The organism is Neorhizobium sp. BETTINA12A (genome assembly GCF_023006485.1).
Lineage (GTDB): Bacteria > Pseudomonadota > Alphaproteobacteria > Rhizobiales > Rhizobiaceae > Neorhizobium.
The window spans coordinates 69,222-92,265 of record NZ_JALBGW010000007.1 but is presented as its reverse complement, the minus strand read 5'-3'; the positions used below and the strand labels follow the sequence as shown (position 1 = coordinate 92,265).

The 23,044-nt window shown below is 61.1% G+C and carries 23 protein-coding genes; 9 read left to right on the top strand and 14 right to left on the bottom strand.

Annotated elements, in window-relative coordinates; genetic code table 11:
• The first annotated feature begins 53 nt into the window (after positions 1-53).
• A complete protein-coding gene (locus MOV61_RS04005; protein WP_247135639.1) occupies positions 54-2,090 on the top strand; it encodes an ASKHA domain-containing protein in 2,037 nt (678 codons plus the stop codon).
• Between the two features lie 2 nt (positions 2,091-2,092).
• On the opposite strand, the gene MOV61_RS04000 is transcribed toward MOV61_RS04005, so the two are convergent.
• Positions 2,093-3,031, bottom strand: a complete 939-nt coding sequence (locus MOV61_RS04000) for a LysR family transcriptional regulator (protein WP_247135635.1) — start codon at positions 3,029-3,031, stop codon at positions 2,093-2,095.
• Between the two features lie 171 nt (positions 3,032-3,202).
• Between MOV61_RS04000 and MOV61_RS03995 the strand changes: the two genes are divergently transcribed.
• Together MOV61_RS03995 and MOV61_RS03990 are read left to right on the top strand one after the other, a co-directional pair.
• Entirely contained in the window at positions 3,203-3,409 is a 207-nt protein-coding gene (locus tag MOV61_RS03995) for a hypothetical protein (protein WP_038543309.1), read from the top strand.
• A 234-nt stretch (positions 3,410-3,643) separates the two neighbouring features.
• Positions 3,644-4,663 carry a GlxA family transcriptional regulator gene (locus tag MOV61_RS03990; RefSeq protein ID WP_247037610.1) on the top strand — a complete coding sequence of 340 codons (1,020 nt, stop codon included), beginning with the start codon at positions 3,644-3,646 and terminating at the stop codon, positions 4,661-4,663.
• 18 nt (positions 4,664-4,681) lie between these two features.
• On the opposite strand, the gene MOV61_RS03985 is transcribed toward MOV61_RS03990, so the two are convergent.
• The 4 genes from MOV61_RS03985 to MOV61_RS03970 all read right to left on the bottom strand — a co-directional run bounded on the left by MOV61_RS03985 (position 4,682) and on the right by MOV61_RS03970 (position 11,391).
• The gene (locus MOV61_RS03985; protein ID WP_247135634.1) at positions 4,682-5,290 is read right to left on the bottom strand and encodes a GGDEF domain-containing protein; all 609 of its coding nucleotides are present in this window, start codon (positions 5,288-5,290) and stop codon (positions 4,682-4,684) included.
• Between the two features lie 18 nt (positions 5,291-5,308).
• Positions 5,309-6,157: a response regulator gene (locus MOV61_RS03980; RefSeq protein ID WP_038543311.1), complete on the bottom strand. Its 849-nt coding sequence runs from the start codon at positions 6,155-6,157 to the stop codon at positions 5,309-5,311.
• A gap of 157 nt (positions 6,158-6,314) precedes the next feature.
• On the bottom strand, positions 6,315-8,828 hold the full coding sequence (locus MOV61_RS03975; RefSeq protein ID WP_247135633.1) for an FAD-dependent oxidoreductase: 2,514 nt from the start codon (positions 8,826-8,828) through the stop codon (positions 6,315-6,317).
• Positions 8,829-8,982: 154 nt separating this feature from the next.
• Complete coding sequence (locus MOV61_RS03970; protein WP_247135632.1) at positions 8,983-11,391, bottom strand: mechanosensitive ion channel domain-containing protein; 2,409 nt, start codon at positions 11,389-11,391, stop codon at positions 8,983-8,985.
• A 232-nt stretch (positions 11,392-11,623) separates the two neighbouring features.
• Between MOV61_RS03970 and MOV61_RS03965 the strand changes: the two genes are divergently transcribed.
• A complete protein-coding gene (locus MOV61_RS03965) occupies positions 11,624-11,878 on the top strand; it encodes a GlsB/YeaQ/YmgE family stress response membrane protein (protein WP_038543316.1) in 255 nt (84 codons plus the stop codon).
• 11 nt (positions 11,879-11,889) lie between these two features.
• Here MOV61_RS03965 and MOV61_RS03960 read toward each other — a convergent pair whose 3' ends face one another.
• From MOV61_RS03960 to MOV61_RS03935, 6 genes are all read right to left on the bottom strand, one after another.
• Complete coding sequence (locus MOV61_RS03960; RefSeq protein WP_038543318.1) at positions 11,890-12,447, bottom strand: DUF924 family protein; 558 nt, start codon at positions 12,445-12,447, stop codon at positions 11,890-11,892.
• Between the two features lie 11 nt (positions 12,448-12,458).
• The gene (locus tag MOV61_RS03955) at positions 12,459-12,950 is read right to left on the bottom strand and encodes a heme-degrading domain-containing protein (RefSeq protein ID WP_247037562.1); all 492 of its coding nucleotides are present in this window, start codon (positions 12,948-12,950) and stop codon (positions 12,459-12,461) included.
• 61 nt (positions 12,951-13,011) lie between these two features.
• Positions 13,012-13,563, bottom strand: a complete 552-nt coding sequence (gene msuE / locus MOV61_RS03950; RefSeq protein WP_247037564.1) for an FMN reductase — start codon at positions 13,561-13,563, stop codon at positions 13,012-13,014.
• A 117-nt stretch (positions 13,564-13,680) separates the two neighbouring features.
• Positions 13,681-15,066 (bottom strand): FAD/NAD(P)-binding protein, encoded by a 1,386-nt coding sequence (locus MOV61_RS03945; RefSeq protein ID WP_247135631.1) that lies wholly within the window; start codon positions 15,064-15,066, stop codon positions 13,681-13,683.
• A 150-nt stretch (positions 15,067-15,216) separates the two neighbouring features.
• Complete coding sequence (locus tag MOV61_RS03940) at positions 15,217-15,516, bottom strand: hypothetical protein (protein ID WP_247135630.1); 300 nt, start codon at positions 15,514-15,516, stop codon at positions 15,217-15,219.
• A gap of 87 nt (positions 15,517-15,603) precedes the next feature.
• Entirely contained in the window at positions 15,604-15,969 is a 366-nt protein-coding gene (locus MOV61_RS03935) for a response regulator (protein ID WP_038543328.1), read from the bottom strand.
• A gap of 344 nt (positions 15,970-16,313) precedes the next feature.
• Between MOV61_RS03935 and MOV61_RS03930 the strand changes: the two genes are divergently transcribed.
• From MOV61_RS03930 to MOV61_RS03910, 5 genes are all read left to right on the top strand, one after another.
• On the top strand, positions 16,314-16,934 hold the full coding sequence (locus tag MOV61_RS03930; RefSeq protein ID WP_038549261.1) for a TerC family protein: 621 nt from the start codon (positions 16,314-16,316) through the stop codon (positions 16,932-16,934).
• 291 nt (positions 16,935-17,225) lie between these two features.
• Positions 17,226-17,735, top strand: a complete 510-nt coding sequence (locus MOV61_RS03925; RefSeq protein ID WP_247135629.1) for a cupin domain-containing protein — start codon at positions 17,226-17,228, stop codon at positions 17,733-17,735.
• A 199-nt stretch (positions 17,736-17,934) separates the two neighbouring features.
• Positions 17,935-18,315 carry a hypothetical protein gene (locus tag MOV61_RS03920; RefSeq protein ID WP_155414635.1) on the top strand — a complete coding sequence of 127 codons (381 nt, stop codon included), beginning with the start codon at positions 17,935-17,937 and terminating at the stop codon, positions 18,313-18,315.
• Positions 18,316-18,402: 87 nt separating this feature from the next.
• On the top strand, positions 18,403-20,922 hold the full coding sequence (gene secD / locus MOV61_RS03915; RefSeq protein WP_038543334.1) for a protein translocase subunit SecD: 2,520 nt from the start codon (positions 18,403-18,405) through the stop codon (positions 20,920-20,922).
• A gap of 73 nt (positions 20,923-20,995) precedes the next feature.
• Positions 20,996-21,433, top strand: a complete 438-nt coding sequence (locus MOV61_RS03910; RefSeq protein WP_247135628.1) for a YqaA family protein — start codon at positions 20,996-20,998, stop codon at positions 21,431-21,433.
• On the opposite strand, the gene MOV61_RS03905 is transcribed toward MOV61_RS03910, so the two are convergent.
• Genes MOV61_RS03905 through MOV61_RS03895 form a run of 3 tightly spaced genes read right to left on the bottom strand, consistent with a single transcriptional unit; the run spans position 21,434 to position 22,935 of the window.
• A complete protein-coding gene (locus MOV61_RS03905) occupies positions 21,434-22,060 on the bottom strand; it encodes a TetR family transcriptional regulator (RefSeq protein WP_038543338.1) in 627 nt (208 codons plus the stop codon). It abuts the gene before it with no gap.
• Positions 22,061-22,075: 15 nt separating this feature from the next.
• Complete coding sequence (locus tag MOV61_RS03900; RefSeq protein ID WP_038543340.1) at positions 22,076-22,738, bottom strand: class I SAM-dependent methyltransferase; 663 nt, start codon at positions 22,736-22,738, stop codon at positions 22,076-22,078.
• 2 nt (positions 22,739-22,740) lie between these two features.
• Positions 22,741-22,935, bottom strand: coding sequence for a hypothetical protein (locus MOV61_RS03895; RefSeq protein WP_247135627.1), 195 nt, complete (start codon positions 22,933-22,935; stop codon positions 22,741-22,743).
• Positions 22,936-23,044: the final 109 nt, after the last annotated feature.

Genomic DNA, 23,044 nt, shown 5'->3' with positions numbered 1-23,044 from the left:
GGCCGGGCCGCACGGGCTGGCGCCGGAGCAAGCATGGAGTAAGTACAGGTATCATGGCGGATATTTCCAAGAGAGATCCCCTCGTCCTCTTCATGCCGTCTGGCAAGCGCGGCCGGTTTCCGGTCGGCACGCCGGTGCTCGATGCCGCGCGTCAGCTTGGCGTCTATGTGGAAAGCGTCTGCGGCGGGCGGGCGACCTGCGGGCGATGCCAAATCTCGGTCCAGCAGGGACATTTCGCCAAGCACGGCATTACCTCGGCGAACGACCATCTGTCACCGCTCGGCCCGAAGGAAGAGCGCTACGACCGCGTGCGCGGGCTTCCCGAAGGTCGCCGCCTCTCCTGCTCGACCCAGATTCTCGGCGATCTCGTCATCGACGTTCCTCAGGATACGGTGATCAATGCTCAGGTAGTCCGCAAGGCCGCCGACGAGCGTGTCTTCGACCGCAATCCGGCGATCCGCATGTGTTATGTCGAGGTAGAAGAGCCCGACATGGAAAAGCCGCTCGGCGATCTCGACCGCCTGAAGGCAGCCCTTGCCGCTGAATGGCATTTTGACGATCTCGACGTCGATTTCCACCTGATTCCCAAGGTCCAGCAGATTCTGCGCAAGGGCGAGTGGAAGGTCACGGCGGCAATCCACAAAGATCGCGACGATGACCGTGCCCGGCTCGTCGCGCTCTATCCCGGCCTGAAGAACGAGGCCTACGGGATTGCCTGCGATATCGGCTCGACGACGATCGCCATGCATCTGTCGTCGCTGCTGTCGGGTCGCACCGTGGCGTCGGCGGGCACGTCGAATCCGCAGATCCGCTTCGGCGAGGATCTGATGAGCCGCGTTTCCTATGTGATGATGAACCCCGATGGCCGCGAGGCGATGACGTTAGCCGTGCGCGAGGCGCTGAACGGGTTGATCGACAAGGTCTGCGCTGACGGCGGCGTGTCTCGCACCGACATTCTCGACAGCGTCTTCGTCGGCAATCCGATCATGCACCATCTGTTCCTCGGGATCGATCCGACGGAGCTTGGCGGAGCCCCCTTCGCGCTTGCCGTTTCCGGAGCGGTAAAGGTCAGATCCTCCGAGATCGGCTTGCCGATGAACGATGGCACCCGCACTTATCTCCTGCCCTGCATCGCCGGCCATGTCGGCGCCGATGCCGCGGCGGCAACTCTGTCGGAAGGTCCGCACCGGCAGGAGGAGATGATGCTGCTGGTCGATATCGGCACCAATGCGGAAATCGTGCTCGGCAATTCGACCCGCGTCGTCGCAGCCTCCTCGCCGACCGGTCCGGCCTTCGAGGGTGCGGAAATCTCGTCGGGACAGCGGGCAGCACCCGGCGCCATCGAGCGTATCCGCATCGACGCCGAAACCCTTGAGCCGCGCTTCCGGGTGATCGGCGTCGAGCCCTGGTCGGACGAAACGGGTTTCGCCGATGCAGCCGCTGCGACCGGCATCACCGGCATCTGCGGTTCGGCGATCATCGAAGTGATTGCCGAAATGTATCTCGCCGGATTGATCTCGGAAGACGGCGTGGTGGACGGCGCGATGGCGGAGCGCAGCCCGCGCATCCTCCAGAACGGTCGGACCTTCTCCTACCTCGTGCATGACGGCGAACAGCGCATCACCGTAACCCAGAACGACGTGCGCGCCATCCAGCTCGCCAAGGCGGCGCTTTATGCCGGCGTCAAGCTGTTGATGGACAAGCAGGGCGTCGACCATGTCGACCGCATCGGGCTTGCCGGCGCCTTCGGCACGTTCATCGATCCGAAATACGCGATGGTGCTGGGTCTTATCCCGGATTGCGATCTGGGCCGCGTCAAATCGGTCGGCAATGCCGCAGGCACGGGCGCGCGCATGTGCCTGCTGAACCGCGGCTACCGCCGCGAGATCGAGGAAACGGTGCGCAGGATCGAGAAGATCGAGACGGCGTTAGAGCCGAAATTCCAGGAGCATTTCGTTTATGCCATGGCGCTGCCAAACAAGGTCGATGCCTTCCCGCATCTGGCAACTGTCGTGACCCTGCCGGAGCGAAAGGCGCTGGCAGAGGCTTCGGGAGAAGGCGGCCGCAGACGTCGCCGCAGCCGCGAGTAGGATCAGGCAGCAGCAGCGATCAGGGAGCCGAAAGCTTCGCGGATGCTTTCGGCCACTGCTTTGCCGGGGACGGAGAGCTGCGGAGCCGTCAACAGCCGGATATCGAAGTTGATCAGTTCCGGCAGGCCTTCCTTCGCCCCGAGTATCTGCATGTCGTCGGTAACATAAGAGCGCGGGAACGGCGCGATCGCCAGATCGGACAGCACCGCGGCGCGTTGCGCCATCGTATGGGCGCTCGCATAGGCGATGCGATAGCTCCGCTTGTGCTTCTCAAGCTGGGCAATTGCATCCTGACGCCAGACGCAGCCGTCTTCCCAGACGGAGATCGGCAGCGGATCGCGCAGATACGCCGTGCCGCATTTGGCGCCGGCCCAGACCAGTCTTTCCGTGTGAATCATCTCTCCGGCCGTCGAGAAAGGCCGGGTCGCACAGTTGATCAGCGCCAGGTCCAGCCGCTGCTCGTCCATGCGCTTCTTGAGCGCCAGGCTCATGTCGACCGTGACATCGACCATGATGCCCGGAAAGCTCTCGCCGAAATCCTTGAGCACCTTCGGCAGAAGGCGTTCGGCGATATCGTCCGGCGCACCGAGGCGCACCACGCCGGCAAGTTCCGGCATGACAAAACGTGACACGGCTTCGTTGGAGAGCGCCAGCATGCGCCGCGCATAGGAGAGCAGCATCTCGCCATGCTGCGTCAGCGACACCGAGCGGGCGTCGCGCAGGAAGAGCGTCGTCTTCAACTGCTCTTCCAGCTTCTTGATCTGCATCGAAACAGCCGACGGCGTGCGCAGAACCGCATCGGCCGCGGTCGAGAAATTGCCGGTTTCGGCAATCGCTACGAAGGTGCGCAATACGTCGTTATCGAGCAGCGGGAGCGGCGGGCGGAATGGAACAGTCATGTCAGCCTCTATCAATAATTCTGAACTTAAACACCATATCATTTCGTTTGATTGAATGTCAAACGAGAGGCATAGTCAAAAGCATCGGAAGCGAGCGTCGATCTGCAACAGAATTTCATGAGACGCATAACTTGCATCCGATTGATTGATGGATTGACGGCGTTCATTGTTCCCATAGAGCGCTGCTCCATGAAACACCCAAGGAGAACTGACATGACCATGATCACCTATCAGGAGAGCGATCGCTCCCGGCGTCAGTCGTCGTTCGTCTCGCTGATCCGCCCTGCCCTTACTGCGGTGTTTGGACTTCGCGACCAATGGCGTCGCCGCCAGACCGAAAGGATGCTGGAAGGTTTGCCGGCAGAAATCCGCAAGGACATCGGATGGCCGACGACCAATGCCGCACCGCATCGCCGATAACCTCCCGACCCATGGCCCGCACACGAACCGGTGAAGCGGGCCATGTAGTCTGAGACACGCTTTGAGCCTGCTGCCTTTGACAATTATGTCTGCGACCAGCTTATGTCGCAAAAATGTTATCAGCCTGTCGCCGAAAGCCCTTCTCCGCCGCCTTTCCCCGTGCCAATGTCGCTTTTGAAGAAAAGCGGGCCGCAATGTACGGCCACGAACAAGGGGAATGACGGCATGAATGTGATGACCAAAAACCCGGCAGCAAAGCGCTCTCTCGTCTTTTTTCTTGTTCCCCATTTCACCATGCTGCCTTTTGCCGCAGCGGTGGAGACGCTCCGAATCGCCAATCGCATGCTCGGATACTCGGCCTATACCTGGCGGCTCTGTTCCGCCGACGGCGAAAAGGTCTATTCCTCGAGCGGCATCGGGATTGAGGTAAATTCGTCGCTGGCCGACGAACGTCGCAGCCTCTCCGGCGAAAACCGCCCGAACATGGTTCTGGTCTGCTCGGGCGTCTACGTTGAGGAGTTTAACAACAAGTCGGTCAACGCCTGGCTGCGCGAAACCTATAACCGCGGCATTGCCGTTGGAAGCCTCTGCACCGGAGCACATGTGCTCGCCCAGGCCGGGCTGCTGAACGGCAAGCGTTGTGCCATACACTGGGAAAACCTTCCCGGATTTGCCGAGGCATTTCCGCAGGCAGAAGTTTATGCGGATCTCTACGAGGTCGATTCGAACCTCTATACCTGCGCCGGCGGCACCGCCTCGCTCGACATGATGCTGAACCTGATCAGCCAGGATTTCGGCGAGAACCTCGTCAACCGCGTCTGCGAACAGCAGTTGACGGACCGCGTCCGCAACCCGCACGACCGCCAGCGCCTGCCGCTGCGGGCACGCCTCGGCGTCCAGAACGCCAAGGTTCTGACGATCATCGAGGTGATGGAGAACAATCTCTCTGAACCGCTGTCGCTGGTGGAGATTGCTGACGACGCCGGCCTCTCCCGGCGCCAGATCGAACGCCTGTTCCGTCAGGAAATGGGCCGCTCGCCGGCGCGCTATTATCTGGAAATCCGGCTCGACCGGGCACGGCACCTGCTGGTGCAGTCGTCGATGCCGGTGGTCGAAGTGGCGGTTGCCTGCGGGTTCGTGTCCGCCTCGCATTTCTCGAAATGTTATCGCGAGGTCTATAACCGATCGCCGCAGCAGGAACGCGCCGAGCGCAAGCTCAACATGAACACCTCGCGCATCGGCGTGGTGGCCTGATCCTGGTGATTGCGGCTGTCAGCCCACCGCTTGCAGCACGACCGTATGATCCGAAAAGACCTGGTTGCGGCCGAAGCTCTTCGCCATGAACAGGAATTGTTCTGCAGCATTGAGGTAATTGTCGAAGGTCTCCGGACCGTAGACTTCTGCCAGTCCGATCGAGACGGTTATCGAGAAGTCGTTGTCGCCGGAAGCGATCCGCATGCCGGCGATCTCAAGCCTCAGCTTTTCGCAGAAATCCGTTGCCGCCGCGCCGTCGAAACCGACCAGCAGCAGGCCGAATTCCTCGTCGTCCAGCCGGGCAAGGAGGTGCCGGCCGCCGCTGCACGCGACGTCCAGTTTCGCCGCGATCGCCTTCAGGACTTGAGCGATCACTTCCTCGCAATGGGTATCGTTCAATCGCCGGAAATGATCGATGTCGACGATTGCGACGGCGCAGGACGTGCCCTCGGAAAGGCAGGTCCCCACCAGCGGTGAACCAAGCCGATAGAACTCCCTCAGATTGGCAAACCCCGTCAACGGATCGGCGGTGAGATTAGCCATCTCCATCTGGACCGGTGACGGCGCAGCCCAGCCGTAGGTCAGACGTTCCGACTTCCGGAAGTGCTGGCTTTGAAGATAGGGCATGCGAAAAACCCTCGCAGATCAGGCGACGTTCTTGACCGTCGAGTCCTGACGTTTTGCCTGCATCGACCAGATCTGGATCAGCGTATCCAGGTTCTGGTTGACGCGGCAGTAAAATTCCTCGTCGATGAAGGGCCGCAGCATGAAATCGTTGCCGCCAGCCTTCAGGAAACGGGCCGAAAGCAGCCGGTTTGAAGAAGACGACACGCCGATGATCCGCAGTTCGTGCGAACCGCGCACCGATCGGATGCGGCGGGTCAGCTCGAAACCGTCGATATCGGGCATGTTGTAGTCGGTGACGACGAGGCCGATATCTGGGTTCTTCTTCAGAATATCCAAGGCCTTGGCACCGTTCTCCGCAACGCTGACCCGGAAATTGTAGCGCTTCAGACGGCTCGACAGCAGAGCCCGCGCCGTCGGGCTGTCGTCGACGATCAGCACGTGGTGGCGATGATTGGTGAGGAACCGGCAGACCGATTCGGCCAGCATCTCAACCGCAAAGACATTGTCCTTGAGGATATAGTCGACGATGTCTTTGGTCAGCAGCTTATCGCGGGTCTCTTCGTGGAACGTCCCGGTAAAGACGATGGTCGGAATCGAGAGATCGACGAGATATTCCAGTGCCTCGCCGTTTTCCGCACCCGGCAGGTTGATATTGGAAATCGCCAGCGTGACCGGTTCGCTCGAACGGTCATAGGCAACCTGCAATTCCTCGAAATTGCGGCAGATCTCAACCTCGATGCCGAACAGCTCCTTGAGCCGGGTACCGATCATCGAGGTAAAGACGTTGGAATCTTCCGCAAGCAGGATGCGGGAGTTTGCCAGTGATTGGCCGGAATACTGCATCCCGGAAATGCCGAGGAATGTCATGGTGCCCCTGTCGATAAGTAATTATCCCCTCAGCTAACACCCGTATTACAAACGCTTTGCAGAACCGTTAATCGGAGCGGCTTCCTCGTCCAAAAACGGAACAGGCGGCCCGAAGACCGCCCGTCAATGTCAATGGTTTCTTACTTTTAGCCGGATTTCACGCGCGCAGTGCAACGTTGTCGGTGTCAAACGGGCTCTCGGCGACAACGCTGGCATTGTAGAGATTGCCGAGAATCTTGATCTTGAGCCGCGTGCCAGTCTCCGCATAACCGGGCTTCACCATCGCCAGCGCCAGAGACTTGCCGATCCGCCAGCCGTAGGCGCCGTTGGTGGCGCGGCCGATCAGTTCGCCGGCTTCATTGTAGATCGCCTCAGAACCGCGGGCATCGAGATCGTTGGCGCCCTCGACGACCAGCGTGCAGAAATTCCACTTCAGCCCCTTTTCCTTATACGAAAGCAGGCCTTGCTTGCCGAGGAATTCCTTGTCCGTCTTGATGAAACGGTCGAGACCGGACTCGTAGGCATTGTACTCGATCGACATTTCGCGCGGGATAAGCCGATACGACTTCTCGACCGACATGGAAAGCATGGCACGAATGCCGAAGGGCTTGATGCCGAACTCGGCGCCGGCTTCCATCAGCTTGTCGAAGATGTAGTTCTGCATCTCGATCGGGTGATGCAGTTCCCAGCCCAGTTCGCCGACGAAATTGACGCGCAGCGCATGGGCGGACGCCATGCCGACGGAAATCTCCTTGCCGGAAAGCCAGGGGAAATCCCGGTTGTCGAGGCTGGTGCGGGTGAGCTTCTTCAGAACCTGGCGAGATTTCGGGCCGGCCAGAACCAACACGCCGAGCCTTTGGGTGATCTGGGTGAGTTTGACCGACCCATCCGTCGGCGCCAGCTTGCGCAGATAATCCTGGTCATGCGCCTCATAGGCACCGGCCGACACGAGATAGAAACGATCCGGCGCCCACTCGTAGACGGTGAATTCGGCACGCACCCCACCCTGTTTGGTGAGAAGGTGGCAGAGCGCGATGCGCCCGCGCTTCTTCGGGATCGCATTAGCGAAGATCGAGTCGAGGAAAGCACGCGCACCCGGGCCGGACACTTCCATCTTGGCGAAGGCCGACATGTCGAGCACGCCGACATTCTCGTGGACATTTTTAACCTCGTTGCCCACGTGGTCGAAATAGTTCGAGCGGCGGAAAGACCATTTTTCGACGATCCGACCATCTTCCAGTGCCGGCGCATGATTGTGACCGGTCAGCACCTCGACGCCGACGCCGAGGTCTTCCGCAGGCACTTCATAACCTTCAGGCGCGAACCAGTTGGCGCGTTCCCAGCCATAGACGGAGCCGAACACCGCACCCATCTTCTTCAGCCGGTCATAGACCGGCGTGGTCTTCAAGGGACGCGCGGCGGAGCGCTCTTCATCAGGATAATGCATCGTGAAAACATTGGCATAGGCCTCTTCGTTCTTCTCGATGAGGTAGCCTTCCGTTGCGTAAGGGCCGAAGCGGCGCGGATCGACGCCCATCATGTCGACGGTGGGTTCGCCATCGACGATCCATTCCGCGAGCTGCCAGCCGGCGCCGCCGGCCGCGGTGATGCCGAAGGAATGGCCTTCGTTCAGCCAGAAGTTCTTGAGGCCAGGTGCGGGGCCGACGATCGGCGAGCCGTCCGGCGTATAGGCGATCGCCCCATTGTAGACCTTCTTGATGCCCACTTCGCCGAACGCCGGCACGCGCACGATGGCGGTCTCGATATAGGGCATCAGCCGGTCGAGTTCCTCGTTGAAGAGCTCGTATTCGCTCTCGTCCGACGGACCGTCGACGTAGCAGACGGGTGCTCCGACCTCGTAAGGCCCGAGCAGCAGGCCGCCATTCTCCTCGCGCATGTACCAGGAGGAGTCCGATTCGCGTAGGACACCCATTTCCGGCAGGCCCTTGGCCTTGCGCTCCTGGATCGCCGGATGCGGCTCGGTGACGATGTACTGGTGCTCGACCGGGATGACCGGAATGTTGATGCCGACCATCTCGCCGGTCTTGCGGGCGAAGTTGCCGGTGCAGGAAATGATGTGTTCGGCGGTGATCTCGCCCTTGTCGGTGGTCACCTTCCAGAGCCCGTCCGGCTGTTGTGCGATGGCGGTGACGGTCGTGTTTCGATAGATCGTGGCGCCGAGGTCGCGCGCACCCTTGGCAAGCGCCTGCGTGAGGTCCGCCGGCTGGATATAACCGTCGTCAGGATGCTGGATGGCGCCGAGAATCCCATCCATCTCGCAGAGCGGCCAGATCTCCTTCACCTGTTCGGGCGTCAGGACGTTGACCGTGACGCCGATCGTCTCGGCGATCCCTGCATAATACATATACTCTTCCCAGCGGTCCTTGGTGCGGGCGAGACGAATGTTCGAGACTTTCGAGAAACCGACATTCATGCCGGCTTCTTCCTGCAGTTCCTGATAGAAACGCACCGAATATTTATGCAGCTGGCCGACCGAATAGGAGAGGTTGAAGAGCGGCAGAAGACCCGCCGCATGCCAGGTCGAACCCGAGGTCAATTCCTTGCGTTCGATCAGAACCGCGTCGCTCCAGCCCTTTTTCGCCAGATGATAAAGCGTCGAAACACCGACCACGCCGCCGCCGATCACCACCGCCCGTGCATGTGTCTTCATGGAAAGAACCCCTCTTCGGCCTCGTGTGGCCTTTTCGCAAACTGCAGCGACTATGCAATTCCGGCAGGCGGGCCAAACGCCTGTTTACGACATGCCGGGAGCCAGCCCGCGACGATCATCAGAATGGCCGCGCCGGGCTCGGGCAGAGGGTCGGTTAGGCGCCCCCTCTTGCATCGTTCTCCTCCGGCAGGATCGGCCGGCCCCGATGAAAGATGATCTCCTGCTGCGGGAACGGGATCGCGATCCCCTCCTCCTTGAACCGCTTGAGGATGGCGATCCTCAGATTGTTGCGGATCCTCAAACCCTCGCCCATGTCGGCCAAATGGAACCTCAGTTCGAAATTGAGCGAGGACGGACCGAAATTCAGGAACTCCACGTGCGGTTCCGGATTGCGCAGCACTTCCGGAACCTGGTCGACCAGTTCCAAAAGAATATCCATCACCTTCTGCGGATCGGTATGGTGGCTCACCGCGACCGGCACTTCGGAACGCCCGATCTTGTTGCGATGCGTCCAGTTGCCGACCGGCGAATTGATGAGGTCGGAATTCGGCACGATGATCGACTGCTTGCGAAACGTCTCGATCTCCGTGGCGCGCACCGAAATGCGCTTGACGATACCTTCCGTCGCCCCGGTCACCACATGGTCGCCGACCTTGAACGGCCGCTCGACGAGCAGGATCAGGCCGGACACGAAGTTCGAGACGATATTCTGGAGACCGAAACCGATGCCGACCGACAAGGCGGATGCGACCAGCGCGAAGCTCGACAGGTCGATGCCCGCGGCAGAAACGCCGACGAGCACCGCAAGCCCGACGCCGAGATAACCGATACCGGTCTTGACCGAATTGCGGACGCCGAGATCCACCTGGCTGCGCGCCAGCACATTGCCGTCGATCCATTTCTGGATCCAGCGCGTGATGACGAAGCCGAGGCCGAAAAGCAGAATGCCGCCGAGAATACCGACGATAGAAATCGAGATGTTACCGATCCGGATCTGCGTGAAGAAACTGTAGATCCAGGCTTCGATATCGGCGATCTGGAAACCCCAGGTCAAAAGAATGAGGGGGATGCCGAGGATCAGCGCAAAAGCATAGATGCCGAGCCCCGCGGCAAGCCCCGCCTGGTCGAGCGACACCTCCCCGAAATGAAAGTGTTCGGCGAGCCGGCGACCGGCGGCCGTATCCGTGAACGATCCCTGTTTCGAGATCGCCCTGCCTGACAGCAGTCCGATATAGATCAGCACGATCACCGCACCGGTCAGCACGATCTGGGTGGAGGCGAACCGCGCAAGCCCGACATATCCCGTCAGCACCGACAGGATGAGGAGCAGGCCCATGACGCGAAGGAACAGAGGAAAGAAGCGCGGCCAGCGATGCCCCGGGCTATCGGGATCCTCGCCCTCGACAAGCCGCGGCTGGATGAAGGAAATGGCGATCAGGATCAGGCCGATGATGACAGAGGCGAGCAGGCTTTTGACGATGGTCAGAACCAACGGGGAATTCAGCGCCTCGCTGATCGCGCCGAGCAGATAGTCGAGCCCGTTGACGATCGCCATGGCAAGCACGGCAAGTGTCAGCAGATGGGCGCCACGGTTGGTGATGCGGACGAGCCGCCATTCCGGTTCGCCGGGCGCCAGCACGCCATAGGTTAGCTTCCAGACAAAATTGACGAACCACACGAATGCGAAAAATGTCACCACGATCGGCGTGATATCCGTGCGCAGGACGTTGAAGCCGTCGAGGAACAGGAAGGAGGCGACCAGGAAGGCCGCCAGCGACACGGTCTGGATCACCGTCGACCAGAAGGCCACCGACAAACGCCTGATATAAGAAGGGTGTTCATGGTCGTCGCGCCGGATGAAGCGCCCGAACAGCCGGTATCCTCCAGACAGGAAGAGCATGGCCGCGCCGAGCGACAGTGCCAGCGCTCCGAGCAGTTGCAGCTTCTTGAATTTCCAGACGAAACTGATCCAGCCGCTGAAGGTGGAGCCGAAATTCCTGACTTCCGCGACGAATGCGTTGCCGGCATCGGCGAACAGCTCGCCCGACAGCTCCGTGTGGCGGAAGAGCGTCTGGGTAAACAGCGTGCGGCGCAGATTGGTGATCGTGTTGGCGACCTGCGTCGCGCTGTTGGAAAGCTGGCCGGCGTCGTCGACGATAATGTTGAGCTCCGAGCGCTCGTTCAGCAGCCGGTTGCGCTCCTCGACGACCGCGGGCGCTTCCGGCGGCTGGCCGGCTGCGGGCGGCTCGCCGAGTCCCTTGAGGCGGGCCTGTATCTGTTCGACACGCGTACGCATGGCATCCGATGCGGATCGCATTTCGCCGACGATCGCTTCCGCTCTAACCCTGAGTTCCGCAAGACGTGCATCGTCGTCGGCATCGCTCTGGATCCGGTTGCGAAAGGAATCGAGCTGCTGGCGGATCGCGTCGATCTTGCCCTTCATATCGGTATTGATGGAATCGACGGTGACGTCGGGCGCCACCTGTTCCTGGCGCTGTCCTTGTGCCTGCTGCTGCGCCTGTGCGGCCGCCTGCGAGGGCAAGCCGAGCGGGGCAGCGATCATGAGTGCCGCCAGGAGCGCGCACGCTATCCGTTGAATGGTCGAAGGGCCGGTCGTGAGAAGTTGTGTCAAATGTCTGCTCTTTTGTCTTTCGATCGGATTCGCGCGCGAAAATAGAGTGACTTCTGGGCGAAGAAAAGGAATGCTCTGACGCCCGGCCACGAATTGGAACAATTCGTGGAACCTGGAACATTTCTTCGCGTTTCTCCGTCCCAACAATCATTGAGGGTAAGTCATGGAACAGGCAGGTATCGGCTGGATCGCAGCCATCATCATCGGCGGCATTGCCGGCTGGCTCGCTGAAAAGTTCATGAAAAGCGACATGGGCTTAATCATGAACATCATTCTCGGCATTGTCGGCGCCATCATCGCCAATGCCATTCTCAACTTTTTCCACCTTTCGCTGGGTAGCGGCTGGATCGCTTACCTCATCGCCGGCTTTATCGGCGCGTGCATCCTGATCGCCGTCGCACGCCTGTTCCGCCGCTAGTTACCTCAACGTCAGAAACCGGCGCCGGGCTTGGCCAGATATTCCAGCTCGGCGGCGGTCGATTCCCGGCCAAGCAGCGCATTGCGATGCGGGAAGCGGCCGAACTCGCGGATCACCAGGCGGTGACGCTCCGCATAATCCAGATAATCCGCATCCCCCAGCAAAGCGAAGAGCTCCACCGACCGATCCTGATCGGCAAGGACTTCCGAGTGTTCGAACGGGAGATAGAAGAAGCCGCGCTGTTCGGGCAGGACCGCCATATCCGCACCGGCCTCGATTGCCAACCTTGCCTCCCGCAAAGCCAGCCAGTCCGTTGCGAAGGCAAGCGGGGTGCCGCGATAGAGATTGCGGGAAAGCTGGTCGAGCACGATCACCGCCGCGAGCCGGTTTTCCGGCGAAGTCCGCCACGCGTCGAGCTCGCCCCGGGCAAGCGAGAGATGCGTCGCGGCAAAATGCCGGCGCATCGCCTCATCGAGCGCCTCGTTCTTCTCAAACCAATCCTTGCGGGTCAGTTCCCTGAACCAGAAGCTGAAAACCTCTTCGGGGGTCTTTATGTCGGCCTGCGCCATAGAATATCTCCTCAGTCGAGACGGAGTGTGGAGATATCCTTGCCGGTCATCCGCGCAAGGGCTTCGACGACCATGTTATGATCCTCGCGCTGCGGCAGGCCCGAAACGGTCACCGCTCCGATGCAGCCGACGCCGGCGACCTTGATCGGGAAGCTGCCGCCATGCGGCGCGTGGTCTGCCGCGGAAATACCATATCGGTTTTCGACCGTGTCGCCCTGGAGCTCGAGCTTCCGTCCGATTGCATAGCTGGACTGGAAGAAGCGGAGCACAAGATTGCGCTTGCGCCGTACCCAGCTCTGGTTGTCGGCGCTGGTGCCCGGAAGCGCCGTGTAGAAGGCCGACATCGAATGCAATTGCACGTCGATGACGATGCTCAGGCCCCGCTCGACGGCCATCTGCCGGAGCAGCGATCCGAGATCCCAGGCTGTCGTCAGGTCGAACCGGTCGAAGACCAGCGCCTTCTCCTGCTCGGCGATCTTCGCCATGTCTTCTTCGATGGCCATGCGTTCTCCTCCGCGTTGCGGTTGCGGGGGATTGATGACGGCAAAGCGAACGAAAGTAAAGTTACTCGGCAGCGGCGAGTTCCCGGACAGGAAAGAACGCGGCGAGTTCATCGACGGCAAAGCCGATCCGCTGCTGCAGCGCCTCGGAGATGATGCGGTAGTCGGCGAAATCGCGATCGGACGCGTAGACGGCCGTCGGCAGGGTATGGGCCATGAAGAAACCGAAAAGCGGCCGAAGCTGATGTTCGACCATCAGCGCGTGCCGGTCGCCGCCGCCGGTAGCGGTGATCAGGATCGGCTTGGCGCGCAGCTGTTCGGGATCGATCAGATCGATGAAATGCTTGAAGAGCCCGGGATAGCTGCCCTTGTAGGTCGGCGAACCGACAATCAGGAAGTCCGCCTCGACGACATCCGCCAGTACCCTGGCGGCCGCTTCATCCAAATCACCCTGGCGTTGTGCCTGACCAAGAGACGGTCCCACATCGGTGAGATCATGAAGCCGGGTATCGAATCCATAACGCTCGGCTGCGACCGAGGCGATATGTTCGACCAGCGCAAAAGTCTTGGACGGGCGATTATAGCTCCCCGCAAGACCGACGAGTTTCAGGGCCATGGAAATTCCTTCCTGCGCAATGACTTTCTCCAGATTAACGTCGATGGCGCGGCATGAAAGCAAGGAACCTGCCGTTGATGCTCGATCAGGAGAAAATCGTGCTCACGGAATGCTCGACTACGCGATACGGGCTCGCCGTGGTGCCGTCCGGGAAATGTCCGTGGCGATTGTTTCGGCAAGCGCCTTGGCCTGTACGCGGATATCCGGCACCGCCGTGATCTCCCAGAACTGGCCGGCGGTCAGCGCTCCGGCAGCAAACAGGCCGGGCTGTGGCCGGCCATCCGGATCGAGAACGCGAGACCGCCCATCAACGGAGATGCCAAGTCCGAGTTCGTCCATGGCGATCATCCCAAGGTTCCGCATCTCGGTCAGCAGCGGCGAATGGCCGATGCCGGCGCGCTCCATGCCGGTGCAGTTGACGATCCAGTCCGCATGGAAGGAGGCAATGTCCGGCGTGCCGCGTTGCCTGAACCGGACGTTCGCACCGTCGCCGTCTCTCTCGATCGAGCGGAGAAAACCGGCATGCACGGTCACCGTACCGTCCCTCAGGAGCGCGTTGAAGCGGGCGAACACTTCCGGCGCGACGCGGTGGCGGTGGACGTTCCACCAGGCAAGCGCATGGCGTAGGAACCGCGAGCGCTGCTCGGCGGTCAGGCTCTGCCACAAAGCCTGGGTCTGCGGTCTTAGGCCATCGACGACGCCCCGCCAGTCGGCACCGTTCTCCACCTGTCGCCGCAAGGCCTGCAGCAGCGCACTGATTTCGCGGCTATCGGGCAGGTCCGGCGTGACGGGAGCCGCGCGCCGGGTCGGATGCGGATGCGGCACCAGTCCGCGCCGCGACAGGACATGGATGCGGCCGCGATGTCCTTGGGCGCGCAGCGATAGAACCTGGTCGATCATCGTCAGGCCGGAGCCGAAGATACAGAGTTCGTCGGTGCGGCCGACGCGCGAAAGCCAGCCGAGTCGCCAGGGATTGTCGATGATGCGGGAGCCGACGCCCGGATCGATACGATCCTTCGGCAAAGGCAGATCGGCATTGCCGACGCCGAGCGCCAGAATGACGGTACGGGCCCGCAGTTCGCCGGCGTTGTCGAGATGGAAAATGATCCCGTCCTGTTCGCACTGGACGCAGGCCGTCGCCTTGGCTCGGATAAAATCCACGTGCGCGCGCCGCTCACGGGGCCTCAGCAGCGAGGCGAGCGTATCGCGCAGGTAGAGGCCGTAGTCGCCGCGAGAGGCGAAATCCTCCGGAAAGGCCGCCCTGCCCTGGCCGCGTAGCCATTCGACGAAATCGTCCGGTCGATCCGGGAACACGCTCATCCGCGCCGCCGGGACATTGAGACGATGCAGATAGAATTCGGTGCGGTAGGCGGTGCCTCGTCCGAAGCCGGGATCGTCGCCGACCACCGCGATCGAAGCGGAGGACGGCAGGAAGCGCAGGAGGTTGATGGTAAGGGCGATTGCGGAAAAACCGGAACCGACGACGGCGACATCATAGGTCATCAAGCACACACTCCTCGTCCTGGGTTGCTTTGGGCGAAAGGTTGTCTTGGAAGCCACAGGAAAGCGGTTTTGCATCCGCTTCCGCTGGCGCTTCAATGTCTACCAACTTAATAGAGATTGACGAAGAGTAAAGGTGTTTTCGCGTCTCTTTCAGTGGCACGCCTGTTCAGGCCGCGGCAGCGTCGAGGCTTCGGCGCTCGGATTGGTATTGTTCGGCGTCCCCGGCGGCTGGCAGTGATCTTCCTGATCGACGGTGCCGGTCGTGCTGTTGGTGGTCGTCGGATCGGTGACGCCGGGAAGCGTGGTGACCGGCGAAGCGCCGGAATTGGCATTGGGCGCGGTCATTGTCGCCCCGGGCAAAGTGGTGGTGGCGTCGGTGCCTGATGTCTGGGCGAGGACTGGCGCCGAAAGCAGGGAAATGGCGGAAAACGCAATGATCCTCATCAGCATGTGAAGGTTCCTCCGGTTGATCGAAGAAACAACCGGAAGCCATGCCACTTGGTTCCGTTGCGCCGGCCCGTCTTCGGCCAACACTATTCAGCCTGGCATCATGTCGTGGATCGAGGACAGCAGCATGTCGTGCTGATAGGGCTTCGGCAGAAACACCGTGTTGGTCGGCAGGAGCATCGGGTCAAGGCTGACGACGCCCGACGTGATGATGATGCCGATGCTCGGGCGGATGGCGCGTATCCGCTGAGCAAGCTGGATGCCATCCATCGACCCCGCCATGTTCACGTCGGTGAAAACGATGTCGATATCGGACCGATTACGGAACAGCACCATCGCCTCGTCGGCACTGCCTGCTTCCAACACCTGGTGCCCGACCTCTTCCAGCGCATCGAGCGTGGTGAATCGGATTAGCGGTTCATCCTCGACGACGAGGACAACAGCTTTCTGCGCCATAAACGTCTCCTTCATCCATCGGATGTTTGTCCCATGGCCTCCACCGGCGAAAATCCGCTCCGCGATGCGGCAGGTCGGGGACGCGCTCCGCCGTGAGGCCATATAGGAGGCAGGTGAGTCGCGACAAGTGGAACTGAAGCCGGACGAAAAACGCGGTTACCGGGATCGGTTGCTTTTCCGCACGCGCCAACCGCTTCGATAATGGATAATGACATTTGACAGAATGCAAAATCTGCTTGCCAAGCGCCCTGAAATATCCTGTACCAATCGCCACGAAAATGTGACTAGAAGATCATCCTCACCTTCCACCCTCATCCACTCCCGACTCAGGTTCACGCTTCATGATGGAACTCTTCACCGCAGCCGGCTTTGCGGCCCTTCTCGAGGTCATCGCCATCAACCTCGTTCTTTCCGGCGACAATGCCATCGTCATCGGTCTTGCTGCCGCCGGTCTTCCTGCCGAACTGCGCAAGAAGGCGATCCTCTTCGGCATCTCCGCGGCGACCGTGCTGCGCCTCGTGTTTGCGGTCGTCGCAACCTACCTTCTGGCGATCAAGGGGCTCCAGCTTGCCGGCGGCCTGCTGCTGGCCTGGGTCTGTTGGAAGATGTGGAGCGAGCTGCGCGAGGGCCAGGGCGACGATGCCCATCTCGCCGCACAAGCCAAGGAAAACGCCGCTCAGAAAACTTTCTTTCAGGCCGCGACCCAGATCGTCGTCGCCGACGTCTCGATGTCGCTCGACAACGTGCTGGCCGTCGCCGGCGCCGCCAAGGAACATTCGACCGTGCTGATCATCGGCCTGATCGTCTCGATCGCACTGATGGGGATCGCCGCCAACTTTGTCGCCAAACTGCTCTCCCGTTTCCGCTGGATCGCCTATGTGGGCCTGGCGGTCATCGTTTATGTGGCGCTCGATATGATCTATCACGGTTCTCTCGAAGTCCTGCCGCTCATCCAGGGCGCATAAATCTCTTCGCCGCCTCTCGACCAGTCATTTGCCCCGCCGGCGCCGATCGCGTTGGCGGGGTTTTCTGTTTTGCCTCCCCCCGGAGAAGTATTGGAATGTGACAGTGCCCTGATTTGAAACAGGAAAATTATTCTCTGCTTACCAAGTTCTTTGACATTTGTGACGTTCCCATTGATCATGTTCGGCAAGCAAAGCTACGTGGCCTCCAGCCGGCATGACGCCGGTTAGGGGCTCGCGGACCCCCTACTCGCAAGAGTTGGTGAGCCCCGTCCAAGTCAATGAGAGCCGATCTTGAGCCACGATCACGACGATCATCATCACACTCATGACAGTGACCATGACGGTCATTCCCACGTCGATTGGCGCGAGCACGGCGTGAAAGTCATTCCCGGCAATTCGCTCGATCCCAACACCGCCCAGACCCCCGGCATGAACCGCGCGACCGCGATCAACAACGCCCGTGCGGGTGCCGAAAAGATCTGGGCGGGCACGGTGACGATCCATGCCAACGCCAAGACCGGCGCCCATCACCATGGCGATCTGGAAAGTATCATCTACGTGCTGAAGGGAAGAGCGCGGATGCGCTGGGGCGACAATCTCGAATTCGTGGCGGAGGCAGGCCCCGGCGATTTCATCTATGTGCCGCCCTACGTGCCGCATCAGGAGATCAACGCCAGCCGCGACGAGACCCTGGAATGTGTCCTCTGCCGCTCCGGCCAGGACCCGGTCGTGGTCAACCTCGATATCGAGCCGATCGAGAAGCCGGAAGAAGTGCTCTGGAAGGACCCGATCCACAAATAACGCGCCAACTGATTTCCCGCATGAAATGCAGCGATTGGCGCAAATGCCGCCGCAATCTGCCCTTACACTTGCTCCGACTGGAGATTGACCGCCTCGAACCTCTCCTTTAGAAGGCGGCATTCCGTTCCGAAGCAAGGACTTCGGGATTTTTAACGCTCCGGAGCTGATGCGGATGGCGCTGTTTCCGCAGGACAAGCGGATGAGAGACGGACGTGAACAGGAAAGCCTCCTGTCGCGCTGGCCGGTCTTTGCCGCCGCTCTGCTGATTGCCGCCTTGTTCGGCCTGCTGTCCGGCGTCGTCAAGGACGTCCAGTTCCCCCGCGGCGTCCTTTCGGCCGACAAGAGCAGCGACACTCCGCACCTGACCAAGCGCGAGCCTTTGCGTGCACTTGCCGCCATGGACCGCAAGGACGGAACGGGCGCCCATTGGCCTACGGGCGACGGTGCGCTGGAAGCCCGCGCCATCGAGATCAGCTTCCCGATTTTTGTTTCGGCCTTCGCGTCGAAGCCATCCTCCGATCCGACGGCTCATCCGTTCTGGCACGGATCGCTGCCGCGTGCGCCACCGGCCCGCGCCTGAGATATCGCGCCCCGGCGCTTGCACGACATCAGCATTCTCGCCCAACCGCTCGACAGAGCGTGACCAGGGCTCAGCAGGATTAAACACATGAGAAATTCCCCATGGTTGGTGACGACCTATCTCGTCATCATCTTCCTCGGCATTCTGGTGGCGCTGCCGAACGTCATTCCGCAATCGACGCTTGGCCGGCTTCCCGCCTGGCTGCCACATAACCGCGTCTCGCTTGGCCTCGACCTGCGCGGCGGCTCGCACCTCGTGCTGGAAGTCGACCGCGGCGACCTGATCAACGAGCGTGTCCAGAGCCTGCTGCAGGATGCTCGCCGGGTTCTGCGCGACAAGAACATCGCGACCACCGCAATCCGCCGCACGGGTGACACCGTGACGGTCGCGCTGCGTGATGCGGCCCAGCGCGGCGCTGCCGTGACCGAGCTCCAGACGCTTGCCAACCCGGTCAACGCCGGCACAACGATCGGCGGCAGCGATCTTGCGATCACCACGCCCACCGACAATACGATCACGATCGCCCAGACAGAAGCCGGCATCAATTCGCACATCACCGGCGCCGTCGATCAGTCGCTTGAAATCATCCGCCAGCGCGTCGACCAGGTGGGCGTCGCTGAACCGACCATTCAGCGCATCGGCTCCGATCGCGTCCTTGTCCAGCTTCCGGGCGAACAGGATCCGGCCCGCCTTCGCCAGCTTCTCGGCTCGACCGCCAAGATGAGCTTCCATCTGCTCGGCCAGCAGGGCGAACAGGGTGTCACCATGCTCGCCGACGAGCGCGGCAACCAATATCCGGTCCTCGACCGCGTCGAACTTTCCGGCGACCGCCTGACCGATGCCCGCGCCGCCTTCGACCAGCAGACCAACGAACCGGTCGTCAACTTCCGCTTCGATTCGGCCGGCGCCAACCGCTTTGCCCAGATCACCCAGCAGAATGTCGGCCGCCCCTTCGCGATCGTACTCGACAACAAGGTGCTGAGCGCGCCCGTCATCCGCACGCCGATCACCGGCGGTTCGGGCCAGATTTCTGGCGGCTTCTCGGTGTCGGAAGCCAATACGCTCTCTGCACTGCTGCGCGCCGGCGCGCTGCCGGCGAAGCTCACCGTCATCGAAGAACGCACCGTTGGCGCAGACCTCGGCGCCGATGCCATCCAGATGGGCCTCTATTCCGGCCTCGTCGGCTTCGTCCTCGTCGCCGTCTTCATCCTGGTTCTGTATGGCACGTGGGGCCTGCTGGCGAACGTCGCTCTGCTGATCCACACGATCCTGACCTTCTCCGCCCTGACGCTGGTCGGCGCGACGCTGACACTGCCCGGTATCGCCGGTATCGTGCTCGGCATCGGCCTTGCGGTCGACGCGAACGTTCTGATCAACGAGCGTATCCGCGAAGAAACGCGCAAAGGCCGTGGCGCTTTCGCCGCCATCGACGTCGGCTTCAACCGCGCCTATTCGACCATTGTCGACGGCAACATGACCGCGCTGATCGCGGCGGCCATCCTGTTCTACTTCGGCTCCGGCCCGGTGCGTGGCTTTGCCGTTACCATGGGTCTTGGCCTGATCATCTCGATGTTCACGTCGGTCGCCTTCGTCCGCGTGACGATGATCGCCATCGCGCGCCGCTACAAGCTGAAGGTCATCAACATCCAGTCGATGTTCCGGTTCAGCCCTTACGACAAGCATATCCAGTTCATGAAGGCGCGCTTCTTCGGCGTGGCGGTCTCGGCCGTCCTGTCGATCGCCTCGATCGGGCTGTTCTTCTATCCGGGACTGAATTACGGCGTCGACTTCCGCGGCGGCATCCAGATGTCCGTCAAGACGCAAGGCCCCGCCGACCTCGCCAAGTTCCGCGAAGGTCTGAACACGCTCAACCTCGGCGAAATCACGCTGCAGTCCTTCGGCGATCCGAACACCATCCTGGTGCGTGCCCAGCGTCAGGAAGGCGGCGAAGAGGCGCAGACGGCAGCCGTCACCAAGCTGAAGGACGAGGTCACCAAGATCGACTCCACCGCGACCGTCCAGGGCACCGATGTCATCGGCCCGAAGGTTTCGGGCGAACTGGCCGTTGCCGGCTTCCTGTCGGTCTTCATCGCCAGTATCGCGATGCTGATCTATATCTGGGCGCGGTTCGAATGGCCGTTCGCGGTCGGCGCTATCGTCACCCTGGTGCTGGACGTCACCAAGCTGGTGGGTTTCTTCGCCATCACCGGCCTCGATTTCAATCTGACCGCGATTGCCGCGGTGCTGACGATGGTCGGTTATTCGGTCAACGACAAGGTCGTCGTCTACGACCGCATGCGTGAAAACATGCGGCTCTACAAGTCGATGCCGCTGCGCGAACTGATCGACAAGTCGATCAACGAGACGCTGGCTCGAAGCCTCTACACCAACGCCACCGCCTTCCTGTCGCTTCTACCGATGGCGATCTGGGGTGGCAGCGCGGTCGAAAGCTTCGCGGTCCCCATGGCATTCGGTATTCTCGTTGCCGGCGCATCGTCTGTCTTCATCGCGGCTCCGATCCTGCTCTTCCTCGGCGACTGGCGTAAACGCCACGCCAAGGCGGTGGAAACGGCTGCGGAAGAGGTCGAAAACGCCAAAAAGGCTTGATTGACGATCCAGCAATACAGGAAGGGCGGGTTTTCATCCGCCCTTCTTCATTTGGCTCCGCTATAGGTCGATCATGCTCGATTTTGCCGCCTATGCGGGACTGTTCTCCGCCGCCTTCATCGCCGCCACGGTCTTTCCGATGCAATCGGAGGCGATCCTCGTCGGGCTGATTCTCTCCGACCGGTATTCGCTCATCGCCCTGCTGCTGGTCGCGTCGGTCGGCAACACGGCGGGGGCCGCCGTGAACTGGCTGCTCGGGCGTGGTGTCGAACGTTTTCACGACAGCCGATGGTTTCCGGTAACCGAGGACAAGCTCGACAGGGCGCAGGCCTGGTATCAAAATTACGGAAAATGGTCGCTGCTGCTGAGCTGGCTGCCGATCGGCGGCGACGCGATCACGGTCGCGGCCGGCGTGCTCAAGGAACCTTTACCGACCTTCCTGATCCTGGTTTTTATCGGCAAGGCGGTCCGCTATGTGGTGCTCGCCGCCGCGACACTCAGCGTGGCCTGATCAGAGGTCCTGCCCCTCGTAGCCAAAATCGGCAAGTGTCTTCCAGAAATCGCCGAAGAACCGATGCGCGAAGGTTTCGAGCGAAGTGCCCGGCGGCTGTTCGTTCCACAGTTCTCCGCCTGCCCGCAAGGCGCCTATGACCACGGCGGCCAGCAGGCGCACGCGCAGCCTTTCTTCGTCGCTTCGGCTTCGAGCCTTCAGCGCCTCGGTGAGCTTCAGTTCGAGCTTGGCATATTTGAGCTGGTCTCGGGCTTTCAGCGCCGGCGTACTGCGGATCAGTTCGCCGAGCGCCATCGCTCTTTCGTCGGCTGCCGAGACGATGGCGCTGACGAGGCCGTGTTGCACGGTCTTGACCGCCGGCTCGTCCGCTGGCCTCGACGCGATCGCCGCCATCAGATGATCGGCAAAACCGTCCTGCCAGGCGAACACGACCTCTTCCTTGGACGGAAAATAGTCGAAGAAACTGCGTTTCGAGACCTCGGCGCGTTCGGCAATTTCCTCGACCGTCGTGGCATCGAAGCCGCGTTCGAGGAACAGGCTCATCGCCGCTTCCTCGATGCGTTCGCGGGTCTGCCGACGCTTGAGTTCCCGCCGGCCTGTCGTCGCGCCATCAATCGCCTTGGTCATTTCATCCGATTTTGTTCAGGCGCCCGCGTCGTCGGCTTGGACCGGGCTGCCTTCTGCCTCGGCACGATATCTGGAACGCTCCCGTGTCAGATCCAGCGGCTTGCGGCGGGAAATCCGGTAGACGGCGGCGGGCGGCAGGTTGCGCACGGTGTGGCCGATATGCACGGCCTTCAGACCCAGCCGGTCGAGGATCGGCCGCGGCACCGGGCAACGCGGGCCATAGGTGAACTGGTAGAAGGAACCGCCCGGACGGATATAGGTAAAGGCTCCGCCGAGGATCGCGGTAATCTTGCGCGGCGACATGGAGAGCAGCGGCAGGCCGCTGACGACCGCGCCGACCGGTTCGCCCTCGAAAATATCCTCATGGGCGAGCTTTGCCGCATCCATCTGCAGGATCCGCGCGTCTGGAAAACGCCGCTGAAGGCCGGGAACGAATTCCGGACCGTATTCGATCAGGGTGAGGTCGGATTGGGCAACGCCGCGCGCCAAAAGCGCACGGGTGAATACCCCGGTCCCCGGACCGAGTTCGATAACCGGGCCGTCCAGCGGCGCGATCTCCTGGGTCATCAGTCGCGCGAGCGAATCCCCGGAAGGCGCCAACGCCGCAACCCGCAATGGATTGCTGATCCAAGAACGGAAAAAATGCCAAAAATCCGAAAATGCCGCATCTGCTGTCATGGTCAGAGACTCACCGGTTTGAAAATGCGATCGAGTATTCCGCCGACCTTCACAGCCTGCATGGCAATTCCAAGGCATGGGAACCTCCGCTCAAGAAAAATACGCATATCGGCCGCAGAATTGTGCAGTGCGGCGGCTACACCGTCGTATTTAGAGGATTTTTGCATCGAGTGCAAGTTTTTACGATGTTTCGCCATACCCTTTTTCCAGGCCGGAACGGGCTGAAACCTCCGCGTTTTTTGGGAACAACCGGCGCTTGTTCTCATTGAACACTCTTCCGGAGGGAATCGATAACATCAGGAGGAG

Coding starts and splice junctions, on each gene's coding strand:
- MOV61_RS04005 (WP_247135639.1), top strand. CDS start 54: ATGGCGGATATTTCCAAGAGAGATCCCCTCGTCCTCTTCATGCCGTCT.
- MOV61_RS04000 (WP_247135635.1), bottom strand. CDS start 3,031: ATGATATGGTGTTTAAGTTCAGAATTATTGATAGAGGCTGACATGACT.
- MOV61_RS03995 (WP_038543309.1), top strand. CDS start 3,203: ATGACCATGATCACCTATCAGGAGAGCGATCGCTCCCGGCGTCAGTCG.
- MOV61_RS03990 (WP_247037610.1), top strand. CDS start 3,644: ATGACCAAAAACCCGGCAGCAAAGCGCTCTCTCGTCTTTTTTCTTGTT.
- MOV61_RS03985 (WP_247135634.1), bottom strand. CDS start 5,290: ATGCCCTATCTTCAAAGCCAGCACTTCCGGAAGTCGGAACGTCTGACC.
- MOV61_RS03980 (WP_038543311.1), bottom strand. CDS start 6,157: ATGACATTCCTCGGCATTTCCGGGATGCAGTATTCCGGCCAATCACTG.
- MOV61_RS03975 (WP_247135633.1), bottom strand. CDS start 8,828: ATGAAGACACATGCACGGGCGGTGGTGATCGGCGGCGGCGTGGTCGGT.
- MOV61_RS03970 (WP_247135632.1), bottom strand. CDS start 11,391: ATGATCGCTGCCCCGCTCGGCTTGCCCTCGCAGGCGGCCGCACAGGCG.
- MOV61_RS03965 (WP_038543316.1), top strand. CDS start 11,624: ATGGAACAGGCAGGTATCGGCTGGATCGCAGCCATCATCATCGGCGGC.
- MOV61_RS03960 (WP_038543318.1), bottom strand. CDS start 12,447: ATGGCGCAGGCCGACATAAAGACCCCCGAAGAGGTTTTCAGCTTCTGG.
- MOV61_RS03955 (WP_247037562.1), bottom strand. CDS start 12,950: ATGGCCATCGAAGAAGACATGGCGAAGATCGCCGAGCAGGAGAAGGCG.
- msuE (WP_247037564.1), bottom strand. CDS start 13,563: ATGGCCCTGAAACTCGTCGGTCTTGCGGGGAGCTATAATCGCCCGTCC.
- MOV61_RS03945 (WP_247135631.1), bottom strand. CDS start 15,066: ATGACCTATGATGTCGCCGTCGTCGGTTCCGGTTTTTCCGCAATCGCC.
- MOV61_RS03940 (WP_247135630.1), bottom strand. CDS start 15,516: ATGCTGATGAGGATCATTGCGTTTTCCGCCATTTCCCTGCTTTCGGCG.
- MOV61_RS03935 (WP_038543328.1), bottom strand. CDS start 15,969: ATGGCGCAGAAAGCTGTTGTCCTCGTCGTCGAGGATGAACCGCTAATC.
- MOV61_RS03930 (WP_038549261.1), top strand. CDS start 16,314: ATGGAACTCTTCACCGCAGCCGGCTTTGCGGCCCTTCTCGAGGTCATC.
- MOV61_RS03920 (WP_155414635.1), top strand. CDS start 17,935: ATGAGAGACGGACGTGAACAGGAAAGCCTCCTGTCGCGCTGGCCGGTC.
- secD (WP_038543334.1), top strand. CDS start 18,403: ATGAGAAATTCCCCATGGTTGGTGACGACCTATCTCGTCATCATCTTC.
- MOV61_RS03910 (WP_247135628.1), top strand. CDS start 20,996: ATGCTCGATTTTGCCGCCTATGCGGGACTGTTCTCCGCCGCCTTCATC.
- MOV61_RS03905 (WP_038543338.1), bottom strand. CDS start 22,060: ATGACCAAGGCGATTGATGGCGCGACGACAGGCCGGCGGGAACTCAAG.
- MOV61_RS03900 (WP_038543340.1), bottom strand. CDS start 22,738: ATGACAGCAGATGCGGCATTTTCGGATTTTTGGCATTTTTTCCGTTCT.
- MOV61_RS03895 (WP_247135627.1), bottom strand. CDS start 22,935: ATGGCGAAACATCGTAAAAACTTGCACTCGATGCAAAAATCCTCTAAA.